The organism is Allobosea psychrotolerans, from assembly GCF_002917105.1.
GTDB classification, from domain to species: Bacteria; Pseudomonadota; Alphaproteobacteria; order Rhizobiales; family Beijerinckiaceae; genus Allobosea; species Allobosea psychrotolerans.
Genome location: NZ_PQFZ01000016.1, coordinates 38,256 through 59,887, shown reverse-complemented (window position 1 = coordinate 59,887; position 21,632 = coordinate 38,256). Strand labels below are relative to the sequence as shown.

Annotated in this window: 22 protein-coding genes; 13 read left to right on the top strand and 9 right to left on the bottom strand. The window is 66.6% G+C overall.

The window, feature by feature from the left end; all coding sequences use genetic code 11:
• Positions 1 to 53: 53 nt before the first annotated feature.
• Together CYD53_RS22410 and ald are read right to left on the bottom strand one after the other, a co-directional pair.
• Complete coding sequence (locus CYD53_RS22410) at positions 54 to 1,955, bottom strand: ABC transporter substrate-binding protein (protein ID WP_181011978.1); 1,902 nt, start codon at positions 1,953 to 1,955, stop codon at positions 54 to 56.
• Positions 1,956 to 2,424: 469 nt separating this feature from the next.
• The gene (gene ald / locus CYD53_RS22405; protein ID WP_103720314.1) at positions 2,425 to 3,540 is read right to left on the bottom strand and encodes an alanine dehydrogenase; all 1,116 of its coding nucleotides are present in this window, start codon (positions 3,538 to 3,540) and stop codon (positions 2,425 to 2,427) included.
• A gap of 161 nt (positions 3,541 to 3,701) precedes the next feature.
• Between ald and CYD53_RS22400 the strand changes: the two genes are divergently transcribed.
• A complete protein-coding gene (locus CYD53_RS22400; RefSeq protein ID WP_103720313.1) occupies positions 3,702 to 4,157 on the top strand; it encodes an Lrp/AsnC family transcriptional regulator in 456 nt (151 codons plus the stop codon).
• 54 nt (positions 4,158 to 4,211) lie between these two features.
• Here CYD53_RS22400 and CYD53_RS22395 read toward each other — a convergent pair whose 3' ends face one another.
• Together CYD53_RS22395 and CYD53_RS22390 are read right to left on the bottom strand one after the other, a co-directional pair.
• Positions 4,212 to 4,640 carry a SufE family protein gene (locus tag CYD53_RS22395; RefSeq protein ID WP_103720312.1) on the bottom strand — a complete coding sequence of 143 codons (429 nt, stop codon included), beginning with the start codon at positions 4,638 to 4,640 and terminating at the stop codon, positions 4,212 to 4,214.
• 134 nt (positions 4,641 to 4,774) lie between these two features.
• Positions 4,775 to 5,071, bottom strand: coding sequence for a hypothetical protein (locus tag CYD53_RS22390; protein WP_103720311.1), 297 nt, complete (start codon positions 5,069 to 5,071; stop codon positions 4,775 to 4,777).
• 330 nt (positions 5,072 to 5,401) lie between these two features.
• On the opposite strand from CYD53_RS22390, the gene CYD53_RS22385 reads away from it, so the two are divergent.
• From CYD53_RS22385 to CYD53_RS22375, 3 genes are all read left to right on the top strand, one after another.
• Positions 5,402 to 7,210 (top strand): sensor histidine kinase, encoded by a 1,809-nt coding sequence (locus CYD53_RS22385; protein ID WP_103720310.1) that lies wholly within the window; start codon positions 5,402 to 5,404, stop codon positions 7,208 to 7,210.
• A gap of 13 nt (positions 7,211 to 7,223) precedes the next feature.
• Positions 7,224 to 7,793: a hypothetical protein gene (locus tag CYD53_RS22380; RefSeq protein WP_103720309.1), complete on the top strand. Its 570-nt coding sequence runs from the start codon at positions 7,224 to 7,226 to the stop codon at positions 7,791 to 7,793.
• Between the two features lie 249 nt (positions 7,794 to 8,042).
• Positions 8,043 to 8,378: a DUF1491 family protein gene (locus CYD53_RS22375; protein ID WP_092169290.1), complete on the top strand. Its 336-nt coding sequence runs from the start codon at positions 8,043 to 8,045 to the stop codon at positions 8,376 to 8,378.
• A 32-nt stretch (positions 8,379 to 8,410) separates the two neighbouring features.
• Here the strand turns inward: CYD53_RS22375 and CYD53_RS22370 are convergent, their stop codons facing one another.
• A complete protein-coding gene (locus CYD53_RS22370; protein WP_103720308.1) occupies positions 8,411 to 9,544 on the bottom strand; it encodes a DUF2336 domain-containing protein in 1,134 nt (377 codons plus the stop codon).
• A 253-nt stretch (positions 9,545 to 9,797) separates the two neighbouring features.
• Between CYD53_RS22370 and CYD53_RS22365 the strand changes: the two genes are divergently transcribed.
• Positions 9,798 to 10,031 (top strand): hypothetical protein, encoded by a 234-nt coding sequence (locus CYD53_RS22365; RefSeq protein WP_103720307.1) that lies wholly within the window; start codon positions 9,798 to 9,800, stop codon positions 10,029 to 10,031.
• Between the two features lie 23 nt (positions 10,032 to 10,054).
• Positions 10,055 to 10,807 carry a hypothetical protein gene (locus CYD53_RS22360; RefSeq protein WP_103720306.1) on the top strand — a complete coding sequence of 251 codons (753 nt, stop codon included), beginning with the start codon at positions 10,055 to 10,057 and terminating at the stop codon, positions 10,805 to 10,807.
• On the opposite strand, the gene CYD53_RS22355 is transcribed toward CYD53_RS22360, so the two are convergent.
• The 3 genes from CYD53_RS22355 to CYD53_RS22345 all read right to left on the bottom strand — a co-directional run bounded on the left by CYD53_RS22355 (position 10,808) and on the right by CYD53_RS22345 (position 14,369).
• Positions 10,808 to 11,380, bottom strand: a complete 573-nt coding sequence (locus CYD53_RS22355; RefSeq protein ID WP_146055975.1) for a DUF1254 domain-containing protein — start codon at positions 11,378 to 11,380, stop codon at positions 10,808 to 10,810.
• A gap of 83 nt (positions 11,381 to 11,463) precedes the next feature.
• Positions 11,464 to 12,036 carry a DUF1214 domain-containing protein gene (locus CYD53_RS22350; RefSeq protein WP_103720304.1) on the bottom strand — a complete coding sequence of 191 codons (573 nt, stop codon included), beginning with the start codon at positions 12,034 to 12,036 and terminating at the stop codon, positions 11,464 to 11,466.
• Positions 12,037 to 12,134: 98 nt separating this feature from the next.
• Positions 12,135 to 14,369 (bottom strand): transglycosylase domain-containing protein, encoded by a 2,235-nt coding sequence (locus CYD53_RS22345; RefSeq protein WP_103720303.1) that lies wholly within the window; start codon positions 14,367 to 14,369, stop codon positions 12,135 to 12,137.
• Between the two features lie 274 nt (positions 14,370 to 14,643).
• On the opposite strand from CYD53_RS22345, the gene CYD53_RS22340 reads away from it, so the two are divergent.
• From CYD53_RS22340 to ppdK, 4 genes are all read left to right on the top strand, one after another.
• Entirely contained in the window at positions 14,644 to 15,144 is a 501-nt protein-coding gene (locus tag CYD53_RS22340) for a YcgN family cysteine cluster protein (RefSeq protein WP_103720302.1), read from the top strand.
• 148 nt (positions 15,145 to 15,292) lie between these two features.
• Complete coding sequence (locus CYD53_RS22335; protein ID WP_103720301.1) at positions 15,293 to 15,526, top strand: AbrB/MazE/SpoVT family DNA-binding domain-containing protein; 234 nt, start codon at positions 15,293 to 15,295, stop codon at positions 15,524 to 15,526.
• Between the two features lie 102 nt (positions 15,527 to 15,628).
• A complete protein-coding gene (locus tag CYD53_RS22330; protein WP_103720300.1) occupies positions 15,629 to 16,048 on the top strand; it encodes a type II toxin-antitoxin system VapC family toxin in 420 nt (139 codons plus the stop codon).
• A 172-nt stretch (positions 16,049 to 16,220) separates the two neighbouring features.
• A complete protein-coding gene (gene ppdK / locus CYD53_RS22325; RefSeq protein ID WP_103720299.1) occupies positions 16,221 to 18,905 on the top strand; it encodes a pyruvate, phosphate dikinase in 2,685 nt (894 codons plus the stop codon).
• 50 nt (positions 18,906 to 18,955) lie between these two features.
• Here the strand turns inward: ppdK and CYD53_RS22320 are convergent, their stop codons facing one another.
• Positions 18,956 to 19,936 (bottom strand): quinone oxidoreductase family protein, encoded by a 981-nt coding sequence (locus tag CYD53_RS22320; RefSeq protein ID WP_103720298.1) that lies wholly within the window; start codon positions 19,934 to 19,936, stop codon positions 18,956 to 18,958.
• Between the two features lie 109 nt (positions 19,937 to 20,045).
• On the opposite strand from CYD53_RS22320, the gene CYD53_RS22315 reads away from it, so the two are divergent.
• The 3 genes from CYD53_RS22315 (at position 20,046) to CYD53_RS22305 (ending at position 21,613) form a co-directional block, all read left to right on the top strand.
• Positions 20,046 to 20,393 (top strand): ArsR/SmtB family transcription factor, encoded by a 348-nt coding sequence (locus CYD53_RS22315; protein ID WP_103720297.1) that lies wholly within the window; start codon positions 20,046 to 20,048, stop codon positions 20,391 to 20,393.
• 4 nt (positions 20,394 to 20,397) lie between these two features.
• Positions 20,398 to 21,114, top strand: a complete 717-nt coding sequence (locus CYD53_RS22310) for an HAD family hydrolase (protein ID WP_103720296.1) — start codon at positions 20,398 to 20,400, stop codon at positions 21,112 to 21,114.
• A gap of 289 nt (positions 21,115 to 21,403) precedes the next feature.
• Positions 21,404 to 21,613: a cold-shock protein gene (locus CYD53_RS22305; RefSeq protein WP_103720295.1), complete on the top strand. Its 210-nt coding sequence runs from the start codon at positions 21,404 to 21,406 to the stop codon at positions 21,611 to 21,613.
• Positions 21,614 to 21,632: the final 19 nt, after the last annotated feature.

Below are 21,632 nucleotides of genomic sequence, written 5' to 3'. Positions count from 1 at the left end.
TGGCGATTGTCTTGGGAAGAAGGCGGGCCGCCCGGCGAGGCGGCCCGGGTTTCTCAGTTGGCCGGTTTCAGGCGCACGAACATGTAGCGCGAGTTGCCCCAGTTCGTGACCGGGTTGGCGTAAGGATCATCGGCGGTCGGGTAGCCCTTCCAGTAGGTCTGATCCATCGCGGTGAAGACGTTGTAGGCCATGAGCGGGATGATCGGCATTTCGCGGGTCATCAGCTTGACGTAGTCGCGGCCGAGCTCGACGCCCTTGGGATCGTCGAAGTCGATCTTGCGAATGTCCTCGATGATCTTGTCGAGCTCTGGATGCGTCCAGCGCTGCCAGTTGCGCAGCGGTTGCGGCTTGCCGGGCTCGGCGACGAACTGGGAATGCCAGCTGTCCATGAAATAGGACAGGTCCTGATGGCCGCCCCACGTCTCTACGCTCCAGCCGATGAAGGCGTCGAAATCGCCGGCCGCGCGCCGCGTCAGCAGCGTGCCCTGAGCCACATCGATGCGCGCATCGATGCCGGCCTGCTTCCACTGCTGCACGATCATCGTGCCGGCCCGCGTCATGACGGGCCTGAGGTCGCCCTCGACCATGAGCCTGACCACGAAGGGCTTGCCGTCGGGCGTCAGCCATTGGTTGCCCTGCTTGCGGAAGCCAGCGCGCGTCAGCAATTCGCCGGCCGCCGCGACATTGGTCTTCCACCAGCCGAGGCCGAAGGAATTGGCGATCACTGCGGGATCCGAGGGAATCTGGTCGCCCATCGAGGGCCGCAGCATGTCGGCGATCTGCTTGCCGACAGTCGAATCGTAGGGCTTGACCTTGCTCTTGCCGGTATCGATCTCGAAATCCTTGAGCCAGGCCTCCATCGGCTTGTGATAGGCCTCGGGATGGATGCCGGTCGGCGGCACGGCGATCGCCGAGATGGTCGCGGCGCCGCGATAGGCAGCCATCGTCACCGCCTTGATGTCGATCATCAGCGCCAGCGCCCAGCGCACGTCGCGGTTCCTGAGGTGCTCGTTCTGGGTGTTGAAGATCACCGCCGGCAGGGTCGGGTCCGGATGGCCATAGGGGAAGCCCTTGAACCAGGCGCGGGTGCCCTTGTCCTGCTTTGCCAGCGTGAACATGCCCTCGGGGGCGATGTCGTGAATGACGTCGAGCTCATGATTGAGCTGCGCGATGACGCGCTTGTCCGGCGGGCCCGGGTCGATATAGGCGAGATATTTCGGTCCCGGCTTGCCATATCGGCCGAGCGAGCTGCGCTGCCAGTCCTCGCGCAGCTGCCAGATGTACCATTTCCCGTCGGGATCGAAGGAGTGCAGCGTATAGGCGCCGAGCGAGACCGGCTTGTTGAAGTCGAACTTCGCGGGGTCCTCGACCTTGTCGAAGACATGCTTCGGCAGGATCCAGATCGCGCCCCAGCGCACGGTGAAGTTGGTGTGGAAGCGTGAATTCGGCTTCTTCAGCTTGAAGATCACCGTTTCCGCATCGGGCGCCTCGACGGAGGCGACATTATTGGCCAGCACGGCCGAAAAGCGCATGTTCGGATTCTTGACCTGGATGTCGACCGTCGCCTTGACGTCGGCCGAGCTGAACTCGACGCCGTCGCTCCAGAACAGGCCGCGTCGCAATTTGACCCGCATCTCGGTGAACTCGGCATTGTAGACCGGCTTCTCCGCGGCGAGGGAATTGTCCCAGGCACCGTCCAGGCCCTTTTCAGGATCGATGTACCAGAGCGTGTCGAGCGCCGCCTGTTGCAGCCCGTTCGACTGGCTGCCGGCGTTGATCGCCCAGATGTTGAACCAGCCCGCGTTTTTGATCGTCCCTTCCGGGTTTTCGAGGATCAGGAGTTCCTTGCGCGGAATGTTCTGCGGAATGCCCTGCGCCGCCGCGGAAGAGGGGGATAGCGGCAGCGTCGGAATCAATAGCGAAGCGACAAGCATCCAGGCGCTCAGGCGCGTCATCGTCACCTCCCTGAAGACGGGGCGTTTATCGCCCTTCATGCCCGAGAGCTTAGGGGGTGCCCAATAATGGGGCAACGGTAGATGTGATCTATATCAGAAGGTTGGATACTGATACGGCAAGACATTGATTCCGCATGACATTCTGACACCTGCCGGCGAACTGCATCAGCGCGCTCGAACGGGGCCGCTCCGCCGGGACAGCTTGGCTTCAGGCTTGTCGATATTGTCCCGGGGACCAGAGCCGGATGATTTCAGATCGGATCACCAAGTGATCCGATCTGAAATCTGAATCCGTCTCTCATCTAGGAGTTAGAGCAGGATCGACGCGAAAAACCGGTTCCCACTTTTTCGCATCCTGCTTTATGACGACGCGGGTTCGACGATGCTGTCGACCTCCTCCTTCTTCAGCTTCGAGAGCGTCTTCACGCCCAACTCACCCATCTGGAAGGGCGTGCCGATCTGCCCGCTCCTACCCGGCCAAGACCTCTTCTGCCGACCTGTAGGGCTTCTGAAGGCTCGCCGCGACCGGAGCATTCGTGATGTCCCCGCGATGGATATTGAGGCCGGCCGCGAGGTGAGGATCGCTGCGAATGGCATCGAGGCCTTTCGCGGCCAGGGCGAGCCCGAAGGGGAGAGTGGCGTTGTTCAGGGCGTAGCTCGAGGTGAGCGGAACGGCGCCTGGCATGTTCGCGACGCAATAGTGGATCACGCCGTCGACCTCATAGGTCGGATCGGCATGGGTGGTCGCGCGCGAGGTCTCGAAGCAACCGCCTTGGTCGATCGCGACGTCGACGAGCACCGCGCCGCGCTTCATGCCCGACAATTGCGCTCGCGACACGAGCCTCGGCGCCGCGGCACCCGGGATGAGCACGGCCCCGATGACAACGTCGGCGGCGAATATCTCCGTCTCGATCGCATCAAGCGTCGAGAAGCGCGTGCGCACGCGACCGCCGAACAACTCGTCGAGTTGTCGCAAGCGCGGAAGCGACCGATCCAGGATCACCACGTCCGCACCCAGGCCGGCCGCCATACGCGCAGCATGCGTTCCCACGACGCCGCCTCCGATCACGACAACGCGCGCCGGGGGCACGCCGGGCACGCCGCCGATCAACATGCCACGTCCTCCGGCAGGGCGCTTGAGAGAAACCGCAGCAGCCTCGATCGCGAGTCGCCCGGCAACTTCGCTCATCGGCGCAAGAAGAGGCAGGCCGCCGAAGCGGTCCGTGACTGTCTCATAGGCTATGGCTGTAACGCCGGATTCGACCAGACCGGCGGCCTGCGCTGGATCGGGAGCGAGATGCAGGTAGGTGAACAGGATCTGGCCTTCGCGCAACTGCGCCCATTCGCCCGGCTGCGGCTCCTTGACCTTCACGATCATGTCGGCCTCGGCAAACACCTCGGCCGCGCTCGCCACGATGCGAGCGCCGACGGCCTCGTAGGCCGCGTCCGGCGCCGAAATGCCCGCCCCCGCGCCGGTCTCGATGACCACGGCGTGGCCGGCGGATATGTATTCCCGCACGGCTTCGGGCGTCAGCCCGACGCGGTATTCGTGAACCTTGATTTCTTTTGGAACACCGACACGCATACCACCCCTCCCATTGGTTTATGGGTTCAGCATATCGCGCTTCGTCTCGGTGTTTCCTGCGTTAGGTGGCGATTTTTCGGTAGGCGGCGCGTGATAACGGCGTAGCATGGGCGAAAGCCATTGCTTTCCTGCGCAGAGCTGCACTTCAGGTCCAGAATCTCATGCCCCTCGATCATCTCTCCCGCGCCTTGCTGAAGGAACTCGTCCGAGATGGGCGCACGAGCCATGTCAAACTTGCAGAGACGATCGGGCTGTCGGCGACGGCCGTTGCGCGCAGGCAGCGCACGCTCGAAGAAGAGGGGGTCATTGTCGGCTATCACGCCCGCCTCAGTCAAAAGGCTCTCGGACTCGGGGTCACGGTCATCGTGAGGCTTGCTTTGGACAGTCAAAGCGAAGAGGCGCTCGCCGCTTTCGAGAAGGCGGTGGCCCGCTGCCCGTCCGTGCTCCGGTGTTTTCTGATGTCCGGTGCCGACGACTATCTGCTGACAGTCGTTGCGAGCGATGTCGAAGATTTCGAGCATGTGCATAAATCGCAGCTCTCTCGACTGCCGCATGTCGCGCGAATTCAATCGAGCTTTGCCTTGCGGCAAATCATCGACCGACCCGTTCTGCCGTGAGGCTGCAAGTCAACCTCCTGCAAATCAGCCTTCCGCAGCTCAGCCTCTTGCAGCTCAGCCTTGGGCGGCGGCGCGCGCGTCGGCCTTGATGCGATCCATCATGGCACGGACGCCGTTCGAGCGCTGCGGCGTGAGATGGGCGGCAAGGCCCAGGCGTTCGTAGATGGCGAAGGCGTCGGTCGCGAGGATCTCCTTCGCGGTCCGGCCGGAATGGATGGCGAGCGCCAGCGCCACCAGCCCGCGCACGATATGCGCGTCGCTGTCGCCGCTGAAATGCAGCACGCTGTCGGGGCCGGGCGGACCCTCGCGCTGCGCCACGAGCCAGACCTGGCTGGCGCAACCGCGGACCTTGTTGGCGTCGTTATGGTCCGCCTCGGGCAAGGGCGTCAGGCCCTTCCCGAGTTCGATCAGGTAGCGATAGCGGTCGTCCCAATCGTCGAGCAGCTCGAAATTGGCGATGATCTCGTCGAGGTTGGTGCTCATGTCCACGCTGCGCAATGAGGATGCCGGCTCCCGTCGTCCAGGACGTCGTCCGGGAACATGGCAGACAGCGTCTTCGGCGCGTCCCCCTGCGTCGTCAAGCGTCGGCGTGCCGCAGGCGCTCTGCGTCGGTTGTTTTAACGCGAGCCGGCTTTGCTGTCTTGCTCGGAGGCTCCGAGGCGGGCGGTGGCTCCCGGCAGCGCGAGCGCCAAGACGCGCTGGCGCGTGTCGGGATCGAGCCCGGCGAGGATCTGCGCGGCCTCGCGGGCGGCGGTGAGGCTTTGCATGGCACTGTGGGTGTCGATCCGGGTCGCGGATTTCGCGACGCCGCGTGCCGCATCGACGGCGCTGCTCGCCATCGACTTCCCGTCATGGACAGGCGAGTTCAGCGCGATCACGCCGATCACCGCCAGGCTGCGCAGAATATAGGCCATGCTGCGTCCCCGTTCCCGCATCTCTCCCGAACCCGCCGGCACCATAGCCTGCGAACCCGAAAGATCGCGTCATCCAGAAGCCGCGCATTTGAAGCAAATGCACGATGCGATCTTCAGTTTCCATTCACCCTGCCGGCAACATCGTCACCGCGCGGAACAGCTCTCCGATTTTTCGCAAGGCACTGAAATCAATCATATTATTCGCTTATCTGCGGTGCCGGGCCGGTCTTGCTGCGCCGTGGCCTTAAGCCCCGCTTAAACCGGCGATGGCGAGGATCGCTGCAACACGGGCGAACCAGCCCTCAGAAGGTCAGGCGTTTGCGGTTTCTCATGACGATGTCTGCGATCAGGACACAGGTGGCGGCGTTGGTGCACGCATCGGTGCTGCCGAATTCGCTCGAGCGCATGCGGCATGAGCGCTTCATTCTGACGCGCCTCATGGTCGGCGCCGTCGCGCTCGGCCTGGCACCCGCCTATCTCGCCTGGCGCGGAACCTTGGGCACGCTCGAGGCTCTCATCATGATCGCCGCCGCCCTGCCGCTCATCGCCGTCGTCACGCTTTCGCGCAGCGGCCGGCTCGACATCGCCCATTGCATCTCGGCGAGCGCGCTGGCGCTGTTCATCGCCGCGCTTGCCGGGATGACGGGCGGCGCGGGATCGCCCCTGCTGCTCTGGCTGGCGGCCGTGCCGACCGAGGCGATGTTCTTCGGCTCGCGGCCCTATGTGGCGCGCGCCAGCGCCATCGCCGCCATCGCGCTCGGCAGTGTCGTGATCTTGCAGCAGCTCGGCGCCTTCGCGGCGCCGGCGCCCTGGACCGCGGGCATGATGCCGAGCTTCGTCATGATCGCGATCCTGTACGCGATGGCTGTCGCCGTCGGCTTCCTGCATCGGCGCGACGACGAATTGCGCGAGCATCGCGCCTCCGATGCGCGCGCCCAGCTCCTCCTCGACAATGTCGGCGATCTCGTCACCTGGCATGATGCCGGCGGCTCCGTCCTGTTCGCCAATGCCGCGGCCAAGGCGCTCGCCGGCGCCGATCCGCAGGATCTGCGCGGGCGCGGCCTGTTCGAGCGGGTGCACATCGCCGACCGGCCGCTCTTCCTCAAGGCGCTGAGCGACGCAGCCCATGGCGGCGGTGTCTCCACCGCCTGCTTCCGGACGCTCTTCGTGCCGCGCAGCGGCGACACTGACGGCAGGACGCCGGTCTCGCTCTGGCTGGAGATGCGCGCGCACCGGATCGAGGACGCGGGCGCCAGGGACGGCGTGGCGGTGGTCTGCGTGATGCGCGACATCACGGCCCGCCAGGCGCTGGAAGAGGAGCGCGCCCGTGGTCATGCCGAGGCCCTGAAGGCCAGCGACGTCAAGGGCCAGTTCCTCGCGACCGTCAGCCATGAACTGCGCACGCCGCTGAATGCCATCATCGGCTTCTCCGAGATGCTGAGCAATGATGCGCAGGCGTGGCTCGACGCTGAAAAGCGCCAGGAATATGCCAAGATCATTCACGGTTCGGGACATCACCTGCTCGATGTCGTCAACACCTTGCTCGACATCTCCAAGATCGAGAGCGGCGCGATGACGATCGAGCAGGAGCCGATCGATATCGCCGCCGTGGCCCAGGATTGCTGTGCGCTGATGGCGTTGCGCGCCGAGGCGAGCCAGGTCTCGCTGGAGCGGGTGCTGGGGCCTGATTTGCCGTCCGTTCTGGGCGATCGCCGCGCCTTGAAGCAGGTCATGATCAACCTGCTCTCCAATGCGGTGAAGTTCACGCCGGTCAATGGCCGCGTCGTGCTCGCGGTGGTGCGCGACGGCGATATGATCGACCTTTCGGTCGCCGATACCGGGATCGGCATCGCCGCCGCCGACCTGCCGAAGCTGGGCGATCCCTTTTTCCAGGCGGGCGGCAGCTATGACCGCAACTACGAAGGCACGGGCCTGGGCCTCTCCGTGGTGCGCGGCCTGGTCGGCCTTCACGGTGGCAAGCTGACGATCGAGAGCGCGCCGGGGGTCGGCACGCGCGTCGCCGTCAGGCTGCCGGTCGGCGGCGTCGCAGCCAGCTCCCTGCCGGTCAAGATCACGACCTTCGCGCGCGCCCCGCGCCGCGGCCTCGAATCCAAAGAACCCGTCCGTCTGACCGCCTGATCAAGAGCCAAGCATGTCCGCAACGATAGCCGCCCGCGCCCGCTCCGGTTCCACTCTGACCGCGCCGATCAAGCGCGCCGCGCCGCCGCGCCGCAAGGCGCCCTGGCTGTCGCGGATCTGGCGGGCCGTCGGCCGCCGCCCGGGCCGCGCCTTCGTGCTGCTGGTCTTCACCGCGGTGGCGGCCGCGATCCTGGCCAATGCGATGCTGCTGCAGAAGGTGCGCCACCCCGCTCCGATCCTGTCGGCTCCGATGCAGGGACCCTATGCGCGCTCGGTCGAGCGCCGCACGGAGACGCCGCCTGCCGCCGTGACGCCCGCCGCCCAGCCCGCCTCGGCCTCGACACAGGGCTTCGTCCCGCCAGCCCGTCCGAGCGATCTCACGCAGCTCATCCGCGAGACCACGCAGCCCAGGCCGCCCGCCGCCGTCACCAATGTGCCGCGCACCGCCCCGGCCACTGCCGCGCATGCGCCCGCGCCGGTGACCCGCAGCGCCGCGATGCGCGATCCGATCGCCGATCTGATCAATGGCGGCGATATTCGCCCGCCGGCCGATATTCGCGGCGCCAAACCTTCTCAGCGGTAAGAGAGTTTTTGGGCATGTGAGCCCTCATCCTGAGGAGCCGCGCCAGCGGCGTCCCGAAGGATGCTCCAGCTGGTTCGGGAGCCTCCTGGAGCATCCTTCGAGACGCCATTCCTGCCGGAATGGCTCCTCAGGATGAGGGCTCGCGGAGTTTCCAAGCCTTCGCAGCGCTGGGCCACGGCGATCGCCGCGGCTGGACAGGGCCGCGAAGGCGCTCTAGCCGGGACCGACATCCATTCGGGGATTTCGGCCATGGCGCGCCTCACGAGCGATTTCTGGGTCTCGGCCTATCTGCGCCAGGCAGCGCATGACGGGCTGGTCGCGGTGCTGCGCCGGCGCGGCGCCAGCGAGGCCGGCGCGATTTTCGTCAAGCTCGACCGACTCGACGGCACGGCGGCGCTCTATGGCCCCGCACCGCAATCGCTGGCTGACGACGAGGGTAACCGGCGCTTCCAGCTCATCCTCGATTCGGATCCGGCCTCGATCGAGGAGCGCGTCGCCCGCGAGCGGCGCTTCGATTCCGATCTCTGGCTGGTCGAGATCGAGAACCGGCAGGGCGACCCCAGGCTCGATCTCGTCGAGGCCTAATAGGCTTCTTCAGCAGCCCGCTAGCTTGTCGGTCAGCCGTTCTCGCGCCGCAGGCCGAGCTTGCGCATCACATCGGAGATGAGCGTCTGGCTCTCCGGCTTGGCGGCGCCGCTGCGATTGGGCGAATTGCTCGGATCCATCGCCGGCTGATGCCGGCCCCTGCGGGTGACGACCGGCGCACGCACGCCCGCGACCTGCATGATGATCTTGAGCGCGACAGCCGGCCTTACCAGGCGCATCAGGGCGACGAGGGCGAAGATGCGGTCGACCGAATGGGCCGCTTCGTCGCCGAGCCTGATCATGAAGCGCGTCGCGTCCTCCACGCTCGCCCCGGCCGCCGTCAGCGCCAGCGCCACGAGATCGCGCGATGTGTCGGCTTCCATGGCTTCCGCCAGCGCCTGCCCGCCGCCGACATAGCTCGCGATCGCGCCGAATGCGCCGGCGGGGTCGTTGCTGGCCGTGGTGAGCCAGCCCGCGAAGAGATCCGGCGCGAGCTGCGGCCGCCGCTCCGCCGGGGCGAAGGAATCCAGCGCCGTCAGCGATTCGATGATCGCGGTTTTCCGTTGCGCGCCGGCCTGCAGATAAAGCGGCGCCAGATCCGCGCTGGCGATATCGGGCCGCGCCAGCAGGAGCTGGGCGTAGGAGGGCTCGGTGCGCGAGCGCTCGAGCAACTGGTCGAGCACCATGTGGGGCAGGGGCGAGGCGGCATTGGCGATCAGCGCCAGATCGACCGGGCGCAGGTCGCGATCAACCAGGATCAGGGCCGCCGTCGCGGTCAGATCCGCGCGCTCCGCGATGGCGAGCGCGATCTCGTCATCGCCCCGTTCCGCCAGGGCCTCGATTTCCGCGGCGGGGAGCGGCATGCCATGGCGCAGGAGTGCAACCAAGACCGCGCCGCCGCGCGATTTCAGGGCCTGCAGTACGGATGCTGGTGCGTAACGCCAGCCAGCCAGCTTGCGCGCCAGGATCACGGCCGTGGCCTCGTCGATGGCGGGAATCAGGGCCTCCCCCATCTCGCGGAAGGCGTCGAGGTCCTCCTGCGGCGGCCTGGGCGAGGACATCAGCAGATCGGCCTTCACCCGCAGCGAAACCTGGCTGAGATCGAGTCCGCCATCGCGCGCAAGGCGGGCGAGCTGGGCAAGTTCGGAGGCGATACGCGAGGGCATGAAGGGAACTCTGTGCGGAATTTCGATGGTCTCACCATCTTAACCCGCGAGGCTTTAAGAGGGTGTTAACCATGTCGAGGCCTGATGCGGACAGGAGGGCCTAAGCGTCGATGCGGGTTCTGCCCCGTATGGCTCGAAGCCCTGCTGACAACCGCGATCCGGAGCGGGTGCTAAGGCGGGGAATCGGTTTTCCGCAAGAGAGCCCGCTTCCGCTTCCAAAAGCTCAAGGCGCCAGACAAGGAGGCGCGTCACAATGGCCGATGTCATTCCGTTTGCGTCTCGTCCCAAGGCGGCGCCGACCTCGCACAAGGCGGCACCGATCTCGCAGGAGAGCGCTCCGGCTCGCGGGCCGGCGATGATCCTGTTCTTCACCGGCGTGCGCTACGAGCGCCAGGCCGAGGCCGCCGCCATCGACGAGCGCGTAACCCGCAAGCGCCGCGCCGCTCCGCGGCAAGGCCGTGCGAAAAGCGCCGGGCAGCCGGTGTGAGGACCGCTTGCCGAAGCCTGGCCTTGCTGCTCGCCCTGGCGGGAGGCGCCTGCACGGGCGATCTGGGACGTCCGCGCCCGAATCTCTGGAGCGATACGATCGCGCCGCAGGCCGGTTTCTGGTCGGCGACCTTTCGTGGCGAGGCGGCTTCCTATTTCAGGATGACCGATGACGAGGAGCAATTGCGCGACAGGGCCTGGCGTCTGGTCATGCCGGCGCATGAGCGCAATTTTTTCGAGCGCCAGGTCTCGGATCTCGCCCATGCGCGCATCCTGCCGGTCGCGGCGCAGTCGAACGCGGTATCCGACTATTTTCGCGGCCTGACCGGCGGCTCCTATGCCTCGCAGGCCTCGCGCTACAACAGGCTCGCCGAGGATGCGAATGCCGACCGCCTGCTGGTCACGCCGTTTCGCGGCAATGCGGCGCGCGTCGTGGCGGCTGATCGCGTCCGCATGCGCGCCGTCGAAGGTTCGCCCCTGGTGCCGCCCGAGAAGGCTGACCCCGCCATGGCGCGCGTCGTCGAGAATGAGGGGCTGATCCTCTGGGTCTGCGAACGCGTAGCCTTCCGGATCGAAAGCTACCGCTACGCGCTGGCGAACCTCGTGGTCGAGATGCCGTCGCGCGAGGCGATCAAGGCCGAGCGCAGCATCATGGCGCTGGAGGCGGAAGCCGGGCCCACGTGCAAGCTGCCGCTCATTGGCGCCTTCGGCGGGGGCGGGGGCGCGCAAGAGCCTGCCGAGAGGGCGCCAAGGCCCCCGGTCGTCTACAAGGGCTGATCATTCCGCGAGCCCGCAGGCGACGCCTGTCGCGAGCGCCTCGGCGTCTTCGCGGTCGGATGGATGTTTCGCCAGGACGCGCGCGACGATCAGGCCCTGCATCGTGTCGGAGACGATGCGCAATTCACGCACGGCCTCGCCCTCTTCGTCGCGCGCGGCCCGCTCGTCGCGCTGTTCCTCCGTCATCACCAGGAACTCGACCACGCCGCGGATCGCGGCCCGGTCGGTGATGGCGTAGAGCACGCCGCCGCCGCGCCGGTGCAGCGTCAGTCCGAGCGGCAATGTGCCGGTGCGCGCGACGACGCGCATCGGGCCGGCGGAAAGATCGTAGCTGCAGATCGCGGTCACGGCCGCAGGATCGGCCTCGCGCGGCACGGGCAACCCGCTCTCAGTGCTGCGCGGCCAGACCAGCTCGGCATGGCCGCTCGTGCCCAGCGAGAGATAGGCGCTGGTGGCGTCGCTGTTGGAGAGGAGCGGGATCAGCAGGACCGTGACGATGTGGACGATGCCGGCGAGCACCAGCCCCGCGATGGTTGCGTAGGCGAGGCGCCGCACGGCGCCGGTGATCCGCATCGGCCAACGCCGCCGCGGTGTTGCGTCGGCCTGGCTCGGGAGCGCCGGTCTCTCATCGTGCGGAGCCTGATCGAGCGTCGTCATCAGCAGCCGAGCCGGGCGATGCCGGGCAGGACATTGGGCCGCAATTCGCCGGCCTGACTCGAAATCGGCGTGTCGTAGAGCCGCAGCCGGAGCTGGAAACGCCCGCTGCCCGGCAGCGGCAACCAGTTTCCGGTCTGCGGCTCCGCCGCTGCCGTGATGCGCAGGATGCCGCTCTCCTCGCGGACGACTTCCGCATCGGTGAAGCCGTTGCGGTCGAGCGGCAGGCGGAACGGCCGCCCATCCATGTCGCTGACGCTCAACGACCAGCCGCGCGTCGTCGGCGTCGCTCCCGAGATCAGATAGCGGCAGCGCCCGTCGAGCGCCTGGCCGCGATCGTCGCGGCTCGCGATCAGTTCGAGGCCTTCGCCCGCGCCCAGCGGCACATGGACGCCGCGCGCCAGAAAGGCGCGCATATAAGGGTCGACATCGCGCCCGCCGCCGCGCGGCCAGGCGTCCCAGGGGCCGATCCGGACCACGCCGAGCAGCGGCCTGCCGGCGACGGCTAAATGGGCCGAGCCGAGCCCCAGCCCGGCACCGAGTGCGATGACGTAAGCGAGATCCAGCGCGCGCACGGCCTTGCTTTCCGAACCGGCTGACGACAGGCCGGCGGCGGGAGTTGAACCAGCCCGGCCCGCCCCGTCAACCTGGGCCCAGCGAGCAGCAACCTATCTCAGCGCAGGCGCGTCTCGCGCCCCGGCGAAGAGACCTCGCGGATGCCGACCTGAATGGATGTGCCGCGCGTGCGGGAGGCCTCTATCGTCTTGAACATGGAGCCGACCGCCGAGAGCACCTCGAAGGATTGACGTGGCATATGGCCGGCGCCGGGACCCGAAACCTGGGCAACGCGCGACATCTCCGGGCTGCCCGCTTTGGCGACCGTAATGGCCTTGGGGTCTGTCGCGGGTGTGACGCCTGGGATCGGCTTCAGCTCGAGCCCCTGATGGGCGAACTGCATGATCTCCTTCCAGGCCATCGCCGGCAGGGAGCCGCCGGTCATGTTCGCGGTCTCGGAGCTGTCGTCATTGCCGAACCAGACCGCGCCGACGAGATTGCCGGAGAAGCCGACATACCAGGCGTCCTTGTAGCCGTTCGTGGTGCCGGTCTTGCCGGCGGTCACGACGCCGTCCAGCGCCGCGCGCCGGCCGGTGCCTTCGGTCGGCACCTTGGAGAGCATGAAGTTCATGTCCTGCGCCACCTGGGTGCTCAGGACCTGCTCCGGGGCCGGCTCGTCGCGGTCGTGCCGGTAGATCTCCTCGCCCTGCGAATTGCGGATCTCGATCGCGACATAGGGTCTTGCGCGCTTGCCGCCATTGGCGAAGACCGAATAACCGGCCGCCATGTCGATCACCGTGACCTCGGCCGCGCCGATCGGCAGGGACACCGTGTCGGTCAGCGGCGTGGTCAGGCCCATGGCCCGGCCGGTCTCGATGATCTTGAGCCGGCCGATGCGGGCGGCACGGGCCTCATGCGTCTCGCCGGTCGCCTTGCCCATCGCAATCGACATCTGCACCGGGATCGTATTGATCGATTTCGCCAGCGCCACGGTCAGCGGTATCGAACCGGCATAGGAGCGCCCGTAATTGTTCGGGCACCAGTTGCCGATGCAGATCGGGCGGTCGGTGACGATGGTGTTGGGCCGGTAAAGGCCGGACGACAGCGCCGCGGCATAGACGAAGGGCTTGAAGGACGATCCCGGCTGCCGCAGGCTCGACGTCGCGCGGTTGAACTGGCTGATGCCGTAGTCGCGCCCGCCGACCATGGCCCGCACCGCCCCGTCAGGGTCCATCACGGTGGTCGCCGCCTGCTTGACCCGGTAGGCGGGGCCGTTCTGGCGCAGGACCTGCTCGATCGCCTTCTCGGCCTGTCCCTGGATCGCGGGATCATGCGGCGTCTTCACGGTCAGCACCCGGTCCGAGCCGATCTTGCCCTCGTCGGCCAGGTGCTTGATCTCGTCGAAGGCCCAGTCGAGATAGTAGTCCGGGTTGGAATCGCGCCTGCGGTCGACCGGCGTCGCCGGGTTGCGCTTGGCGCTGTCGATCTGGCCCGCGGTCAGGAAGCCGGCATCGACCATCGCGTTCAGCACGTCGCCGGCGCGCGCGCGGGCGGCGGGCAGGTTGACATGGGGGGCGTATTTCGTCGGCGCCTTGAACAGCCCGGCCAGCATCGCGGCCTCCGCCAGCGACACGTCCCTGACCGATTTGCCGAAGTAATACTCCGCCGCTGCCGCCACGCCGAAGGTGCCGCCGCCCATATAGGCGCGGTCGAGATAGAGCTTGAGGATCTCGTTCTTGCTCAACCGGGCTTCCAGCCAGAGCGCCAGGAAGGCTTCCTTGATCTTGCGGTCGAGCGAGCGCTCATTGCTGAGGAAGAGGTTCTTGGCGAGCTGCTGCGTCAGCGAAGAGCCGCCCTGGACGACGCCGGAGGCGCGCGCATTGACCGTCATGGCCCGCAGCGTGCCGAAAATGTCGATGCCGAAATGGTCGTAGAAGCGCCGGTCTTCGGTTGCCAGGACCGCCTTGACCAGATGGTCGGGCATCTCCTCGAGTTTCAGCGAGTCGTCATGGCGCGCGCCGCGATGGCCGAGCTCCGAGCCGTAGCGGTCAAGGAAGGTCACGGCGAAGACCTGGTTCTTCAGCGCCTCCTCGCGCCCTTCCCGGAAGGAGGGGATCGCCAGGGAGAGCATCAGCAGGCTGCCGACGATGCCGAGATTGAGGCCCTCGCTGGCGAATTCGGCGGCGACGCGCTTGCCGCCGGTGGCTGTGAAGCGGTCGGCGAAGCTGCGGATGCGTTCATAGATCTCGCCGGCGCGGCGGGCTGAGCCCCAGAGGCCGGCATCGACCCATGAATCGACGCCAAGCGCGAAGCGCTTCAGACGTGTCCCCCAGCCTGCCTTCCTGAACTCCATCGCCGTTCTGGAACTCCACGAAAGAGCTGCCGTCACCGTCCTGCCGCGACGCGATCGCCTTGGCAACGCAATCTGCGACAGCAAACACATATGCGCCGCTTTGTCTCCAGGTAAGGGAGGAAAGCGCGGCGGCGATCGTTGTCCGCAGATTTCGGGCCTGCCGGGTTCCATCCTTTTTCCGGACAGCTCCGCAAGGATCATCGGGGGGAGCCTCGTTAGGATGCGCGCTTGCGTCGGCTTCCCTCGCGCGGCGGGGCGGCGCATAAGCACAGGCATGACCGAAAAGCCGTCCCCGACCGAGCCCTTCTGGCGCACGACCTCGCTCGAGGAGATGAGCAAGGATCAATGGGAATCGCTCTGCGACGGCTGCGGTCGCTGCTGCCTGATCAAGCTCGAGGATGAGGATAGCGGCGAGATCCTCGCGACCAATGTCGGCTGCCGCCTGTTCGATGCCGGCTCCTGCCGCTGCAAGGACTACCCCAACCGCTCCAGCATCGTACCCGATTGCATCACGCTGACGCCGGAAGCGGTGCGCACGCTGCGCTGGCTGCCGCCGACCTGTGCCTATCGGCTCGTCGCGACGGGGCGTGATCTGCCCTGGTGGCATCCGCTGGTCTCGGGCGATCCGCGTACCGTGGTCGAGGCGGGCGTGTCGGTGAAGGGGCGTGTCTCCGGCAGCGAGGACGAGGTCTCCGAGGACGACATGCCGGAGCGGATCGTCGCCTGGCCGCTGCGCTGGCCGCGCGCGGCGAAGAAGCGCAACGCTTCTGAATGAGGGGCGGTGCATTCTGAAGAATGCATTCCCACAACGATTGTCTGGGACATGGCCGCAGCCCGAATGCGATCTTGCCCTGGGGGCTGCTCGAGGCTTGCCATTTGGCGCGAAGCTCCTATTCTTACATGTAAGAGTAAGGAATTTGTCGATGCGCATCACCTCCAAAGGCCAGGTGACGATCCCGGCGGATATCCGCGAGAAGGCAGGCCTCCTGCCGGATACCGAGGTCGATTTCGAGTTCGATGGCAAGGTCGTGCGGATCACGCGCGCCAAATCCCGCAACAAGGCCGGCCGCGGCGACAAGCTGATAGCGCAGATGCGCGGCCGGGGCGATGTCGCGATGAGCACGGCCGCCATCATGGCCCTGACGCGCGATGACTAGTGCATTTTCGGGCGAAGTGGATGCCGGTTCGCGTGAAGAAAACGCGATAAAACAAGGAGTTGGAGAATTTCCACGATTCGGGGAAACGCGGAAGTGCTCTGAATGAGCGCGATCCTGATCGACAGCAACGTCCTGCTCGACGTCATGAGCGAGGATCCGCAATGGTTTGCGTGGTCTGCCCAAGCGCTCGCCGAGGCGGCTGACAGCGCCCGGCTCGTCATCAACCCGGTCATCTATGCCGAGGTCTCCGTGCGCTATTCACGGATCGAGGAACTCGACCAGGCCTTGCCGAAGGCGATGATCGATCGTGAGGCGCTGCCCTATGAGGCGGCGTTCCTGGCGGGCAAGTGCTTCCTGGCCTATCGTCGCAAGGGCGGCACGAAGCAGGCGCCGCTGCCTGATTTCTTTATCGGCGCCCATGCCGCCATCTCCGGATATCGCCTGATGACACGCGATCCGGCGCGCTATCGTTCCTATTTCCCGACCGTGCCGCTGGTGACGCCGGGCCCGTCGACGTCATGATGGCCCGGTCGGTCTTTGTGGCGAGCGTGGCGCTCATTGATTGTTCAGCTGCATTTCGGCATGACCACGCCGTCTCCGCCGCACAGTCGCTTCCTGGCGCCCGCGGCGCTTCGCTGGAAACTTTTGGATCGCCGTCGCGTTGCCGCGGTGGCTGGATGAAGAGGCATTGGTGATGGCAGGCGGTAAATGGGTCTACACCTTCGGCGACGGCAAGGCCGAAGGCGAGGCGGGTATGAAGAACCTGCTCGGCGGCAAGGGCGCCAATCTCGCCGAGATGAGCAATCTGGGCCTGCCGGTGCCTCCGGGCTTCACCATCACCACCGAGGTCTGCACCTGGTATTACGATAACGGCAAGCAGTTCCCCTCCGAGCTCGACGGGCAGGCCAAGGCGGCGCTGGCCGAGATGGCGCGCTTGACCGGCAAGGTCTTCGGCGACCCCGCCAACCCGCTGCTGGTCTCGGTGCGCTCGGGCGCGCGCGCCTCGATGCCGGGCATGATGGATACGGTGCTGAACCTCGGCCTGAACGACGTCACCGTCGAGGCCGTCGCCAAGGCTTCGGGCGATGCCCGCTTCGCCTGGGACAGCTATCGCCGCTTCATCACCATGTATTCCAACGTCGTGCTCGACGTCGACCACGGCCATTTCGAGGAGGCGCTCGAGGACTACAAGGAGCGCAAGGGCCTGCATCTCGACACCGATCTCGGTGCCGAGGATTGGAAGGTTCTGGTCGGCAAGTACAAGGACATCGTCAAGAAGGCGCTGGGCTCGGAGTTCCCGCAGGATCCCGAGGCCCAGCTCTGGGGCGCGGTCGGCGCGGTCTTCTCCTCCTGGATGAATGCGCGTGCGATCAAATATCGCGAGCTCAACAATATCCCGGCCGCCTGGGGCACGGCGGTCAACGTCCAGTCGATGGTCTTCGGCAATATGGGCGACACCTCGGCGACCGGCGTCGCCTTTACCCGCAACCCCTCGACCGGCGAGAACGCGCTCTATGGCGAGTTCCTGATCAACGCCCAGGGCGAGGATGTCGTCGCCGGCATCCGCACGCCGCAGGACATCACGGAGGTCGCCCGCAAGGAGGCCGGCTCCGACAAGCCTTCGATGGAGAAGGCGATGCCCGAGGCCTATGCCGAGCTCGTGCGCATCTACGGCATCCTGGAGCGGCACTACCGCGACATGCAGGACATGGAGTTCACCATCCAGGAGGGCAAGCTCTGGATGCTGCAGACCCGTTCCGGCAAGCGCACGGCCAAGGCCGCGCTGCGGATCGCGGTCGAACTCGCCAAGGAAGGGCTGATCACGGAAGAGGAAGCGGTCGGCCGCATCGAGCCCGGCGCGCTCGACCAGCTGCTGCACCCGATGATCGATCCCAAGGCCGAGCGCCGCATCCTGACGACCGGCCTGCCGGCCTCGCCGGGCGCGGCTGCCGGCGAGATCGTCTTCAACTCCGACGACGCCGAGGCGGCGAAGAAGGCCGGGCGCAAGGTCATCCTCGTGCGCGTCGAGACGAGCCCCGAGGACATTCACGGCATGCACGCGGCCGAGGGTATCCTGACCACACGCGGCGGCATGACCTCCCATGCCGCGGTCGTGGCGCGCGGCATGGGCAAGCCCTGCGTCTCCGGCGCCGGCCAGATCCGCGTCGACTACGCCAAGGGCACGCTGACGGTCGGTGCGACGACGCTGAAGGCCGGCGATTTCATCACCATTGACGGTGCGGCCGGCCAGGTCATGCTCGGCGAGATCAAGATGCAGAAGCCCGAGCTCTCCGGCGAGTTCGGCACGCTGATGGGCTGGGCCGACAAGGTCCGCCGCCTGAAAGTCCGCGCCAATGCCGAGACGCCCGACGATGCCCGCACCGCGCGCGATTTCGGCGCCGAGGGCATCGGGCTCTGCCGCACCGAGCACATGTTCTTCGACGAGGATCGCATCCAGCCGATGCGCGAGATGATCCTGGCCCAGGACGATGCCGGGCGGCGCACGGCCTTGGCGAAGCTCCTGCCGATGCAGCGGCAGGATTTCGTCTCGCTGTTCACGATCATGCACGGCCTGCCGGTGACGATCCGCCTGCTCGATCCGCCGCTCCACGAATTCCTGCCGCATGGCGAGGCCGAGATCGCCGCCGTCGCCAAGGCGCTCGGCGTCACGCCCGAGGCGCTGAAGCACCGCGCCGCCGAGCTGCATGAATTCAACCCGATGCTCGGCTTCCGCGGTGTGCGCCTGGCCATCGCCTATCCCGAGATCGCCGAGATGCAGGCGCGCGCCATCTTCGAGGCGGCGGTGATCGCCGCCAAGGAAACAGGCAAGCCGGTGATCCCGGAGGTGATGGTGCCGCTCGTCATGGGCGTGGCCGAGTTCGACCTGGTCAAGGCGCGTATCGATGCCATGGCCAAGGCGGTGATCGCCGAGAGCGGCGTCGGCCTGACCTATCAGGTCGGCACCATGATCGAATTGCCGCGCGCCGCGCTGCGTGCGCAGGAGATCGCCGAAAGCGCCGAGTTCTTCTCCTTCGGCACCAACGACCTGACCCAGACCACGCTCGGCATCAGCCGCGACGATGCCGGCTCCTTCCTCGGCTCCTATACGGCCAAGGGCATCCTCGCCAACGACCCCTTCGTCACCATCGACCAGGAGGGCGTCGGCGAATTGGTGAAGCTCGCGACCGAACGTGGCCGCAAGGCGCGCCCCGACATCAAGCTCGGCATCTGCGGCGAGCATGGCGGCGACCCCGCCTCGATCGGCTTCTGCGAGAGCGTCGGCCTCGACTACGTCTCCTGCTCGCCCTTCCGCGTGCCGATCGCGCGGCTTGCCGCCGCGCAGGCGGCGCTCGGTGCGGTCCGGGCCAAGGAAGGCTGAGAAGAACGCACGGGGCCGGCTTGAGCCGGCCCCGGCTTCATCTTTCCCTGCTACGGCGTGATCAGGATCGCGCCCTTCACGCCGCGGGCTTCGGCCGCCTCATGGACCCCCGCGATCTCGTCCAGGGTGAAGCGTGCACCGATATCGACCCGCACATGGCCCTTGGCGATGGCGTCGAACAGGTCGGCAGCATTGGCGCGGAAGCTTGCGGCATCGGCATTGTGCGGAAAGATCGAGGGCCGGGTCAGGAACAGGCAGCCCTTCTTGTTGAGCAGTTCCGGGTCGATCGCGGGAGCCTTGCCCGAGGCTGCGCCATAGCTGACGACGAGGCCGAAGGGCGCGGCGCAGTCGAGCGACTGCAGCAGGGTGTCCTTGCCGACCGCGTCGTAGACCACCCTGGCCTTGCGCCCGCCTGTTGCCGCGAGAAAGGCGGTGGGCCAGGCCGGATCGGTCAGGTCGATGACGGCGCTGCATCCGGCGGCCAGCGCCGCCTCGCGCTTCTCCGGCGAGCCGGTCGTGCCGATCACGGTCGCGCCGAGCGCGCTCGCCCAGCGCGTCAGGATCTGGCCGACGCCGCCGGCGGCGGAATGGACCAGCAGCAGGTCGCCTGGCTGGACCGCATGGGTCTTGCGCAGCAGGTACTGGGCGGTCAGCCCCTTGAACAGCAGGGTTGCCGCCGCTTCGTCGCTGACCGTGTCGGGCAGAGCGACCAGCTTGTCGGCCGGCACGTTGCGCCGGTCGCTGTAGGCGCCGACGCCGGCATTGATATAGGCGACCCGGTCGCCGGGCTTGATGCCGGTGACGTCGGGGCCGAGCGCCTCGACCACGCCGGCTGCCTCGAAGCCGAGGCCGGTCGGCAGCGGCAGCGGATAGATGCCCTTGCGCTGGTAGATGTCGATGAAATTGAAGCCGATCGCCGTCTGGCGCAGGCGGACCTCGCCTTGCGCCGGCGGCGGCAGCGTTTGCACCTCGACGGACAGGACGTCCGGCGGCCCGAATTCGCTGATGATGGCGGCGCGTCTTGTGGTCATGCGGCGATCGCTCCAATGATAGGAGCGCAATGACGCATGGATTAAGGTATGATGCAAGACGTACCTGAGGCGAGATGCGCTTTGAACAAGTCATGCCTGGAGCGAGTTGATGCCTGACGACAGCGGCCATCCCGCGCTGGAGGAAATGGAGATCGGGGCGATCTTCGCCGCGCTCGCCGACCCGATCCGCCGCAAGGTCGTGCTCGCGCTCGCGGCCCGGCCGGATACGATCCGCCATTGCAGCTCCTTCGACCTGCCGGTGACGAAGGCGACGCGCACGCATCATTTTCGCGTGCTGCGGGAATCGGGCCTGATCCGCCAGGTCGATCTCGGCAACAGCCGCACGAACGCGCTGCGTCTTGCCGAATTGCAGCAGCGCTTTCCCGGGCTGGTCGATCTTTTGATGGCGGAAGCCGCCGCAGCCTCTGGGCTCGTCGAAGCCGAGCCGGTATCGTGAGACCATGCAACGCAGTCTCACCACTATCGGCTTCGATGCCGACGATACGCTCTGGCAGAACGAGCAGTTCTTCAAGCTGACCGAGGCGCGCTTCGTCGCGCTGCTCGGCGAGCATGGCGAGGCGGCCGAGATTTCCGGCCGGCTGCTGGAGGCGGAGCGCCGCAACCTCGCCTTCTACGGCTTCGGTATCAAGGGCTTCGTGCTCTCGATGATCGAGACCGCGATCGAGGTCACCAGAGGCCAGGTCCCGGCGACGGTCATCGGCGAGATCCTGGCGGCCGGCCGCGAGATGGCGGCCCATCCCGTCGAGACGCTGCCGCATGCGCGCGAGACGCTCGAGGTGCTCTCCGACGAGTACAAGCTCGTGCTGATCACCAAGGGCGATCTCTTCGACCAGGAGCGCAAGCTCGCCCAATCGGGCCTCGGCGACTTCTTCGACGCGGTCGAGATCGTCAGCGACAAGACGGCCGCGACCTATCAGCGGATCTTCGCGCGCCATGGCGATGGCGCCGAGCAGGCGATGATGGTCGGCAACTCCCTGAAGTCGGACATCTGGCCGGCGCTTGAGGCCGGAGCCTGGGCTGTGCATGTGCCCCATGATCTGACCTGGGCGCTGGAGCACGCGCAGGAGCCGCAAGGGCAGGCCCGCTACGGCAAGCTCGCCGATCTCGGCGGTTTGGCCGCCCTTATTGCGGAGCTTGCGGGAGCGGACCCGCGCTGACGCCGGTTCCCGCCGCTGCTCGGCGGAGCGGGGAGGGCCGGTGGTCGCTCCCTGCTTCCGTCTTCCACCCAGAGTTGAACGCTGGACCCGGCTTGCAAATTATGCTAGCCCAACCCACGTAAGACGAGATGCGGCCGGGTTCTGGCCAATCCTCCGCGCGGGCTTGGCCCGGTCGGCGGGCACGATTCAGATCCACCACACATCGACTACAAGACCGGAGCGAGGCGTCCGCGCGTCGAGCTTTGGGCCTCATTGAATACGCGGATCTGAAACGTAAGGACTACCTTCCATGGATAAGGGCACCGTCAAGTGGTTCAACACCACCAAGGGCTATGGCTTCATCACCCCTGAGAACGGCGGACAGGACATCTTCGTCCACATCTCCGCTGTCGAGCGGGCCGGCCTGCGCGAGCTGGTCGAAGGTCAGGTCGTGTCCTACGAGCTGATCGCCGATCGCAAGACCGGCAAGTCCTCGGCCGGCAACCTCGCCGTCGCCTGAGACTGACCACCATAGACCG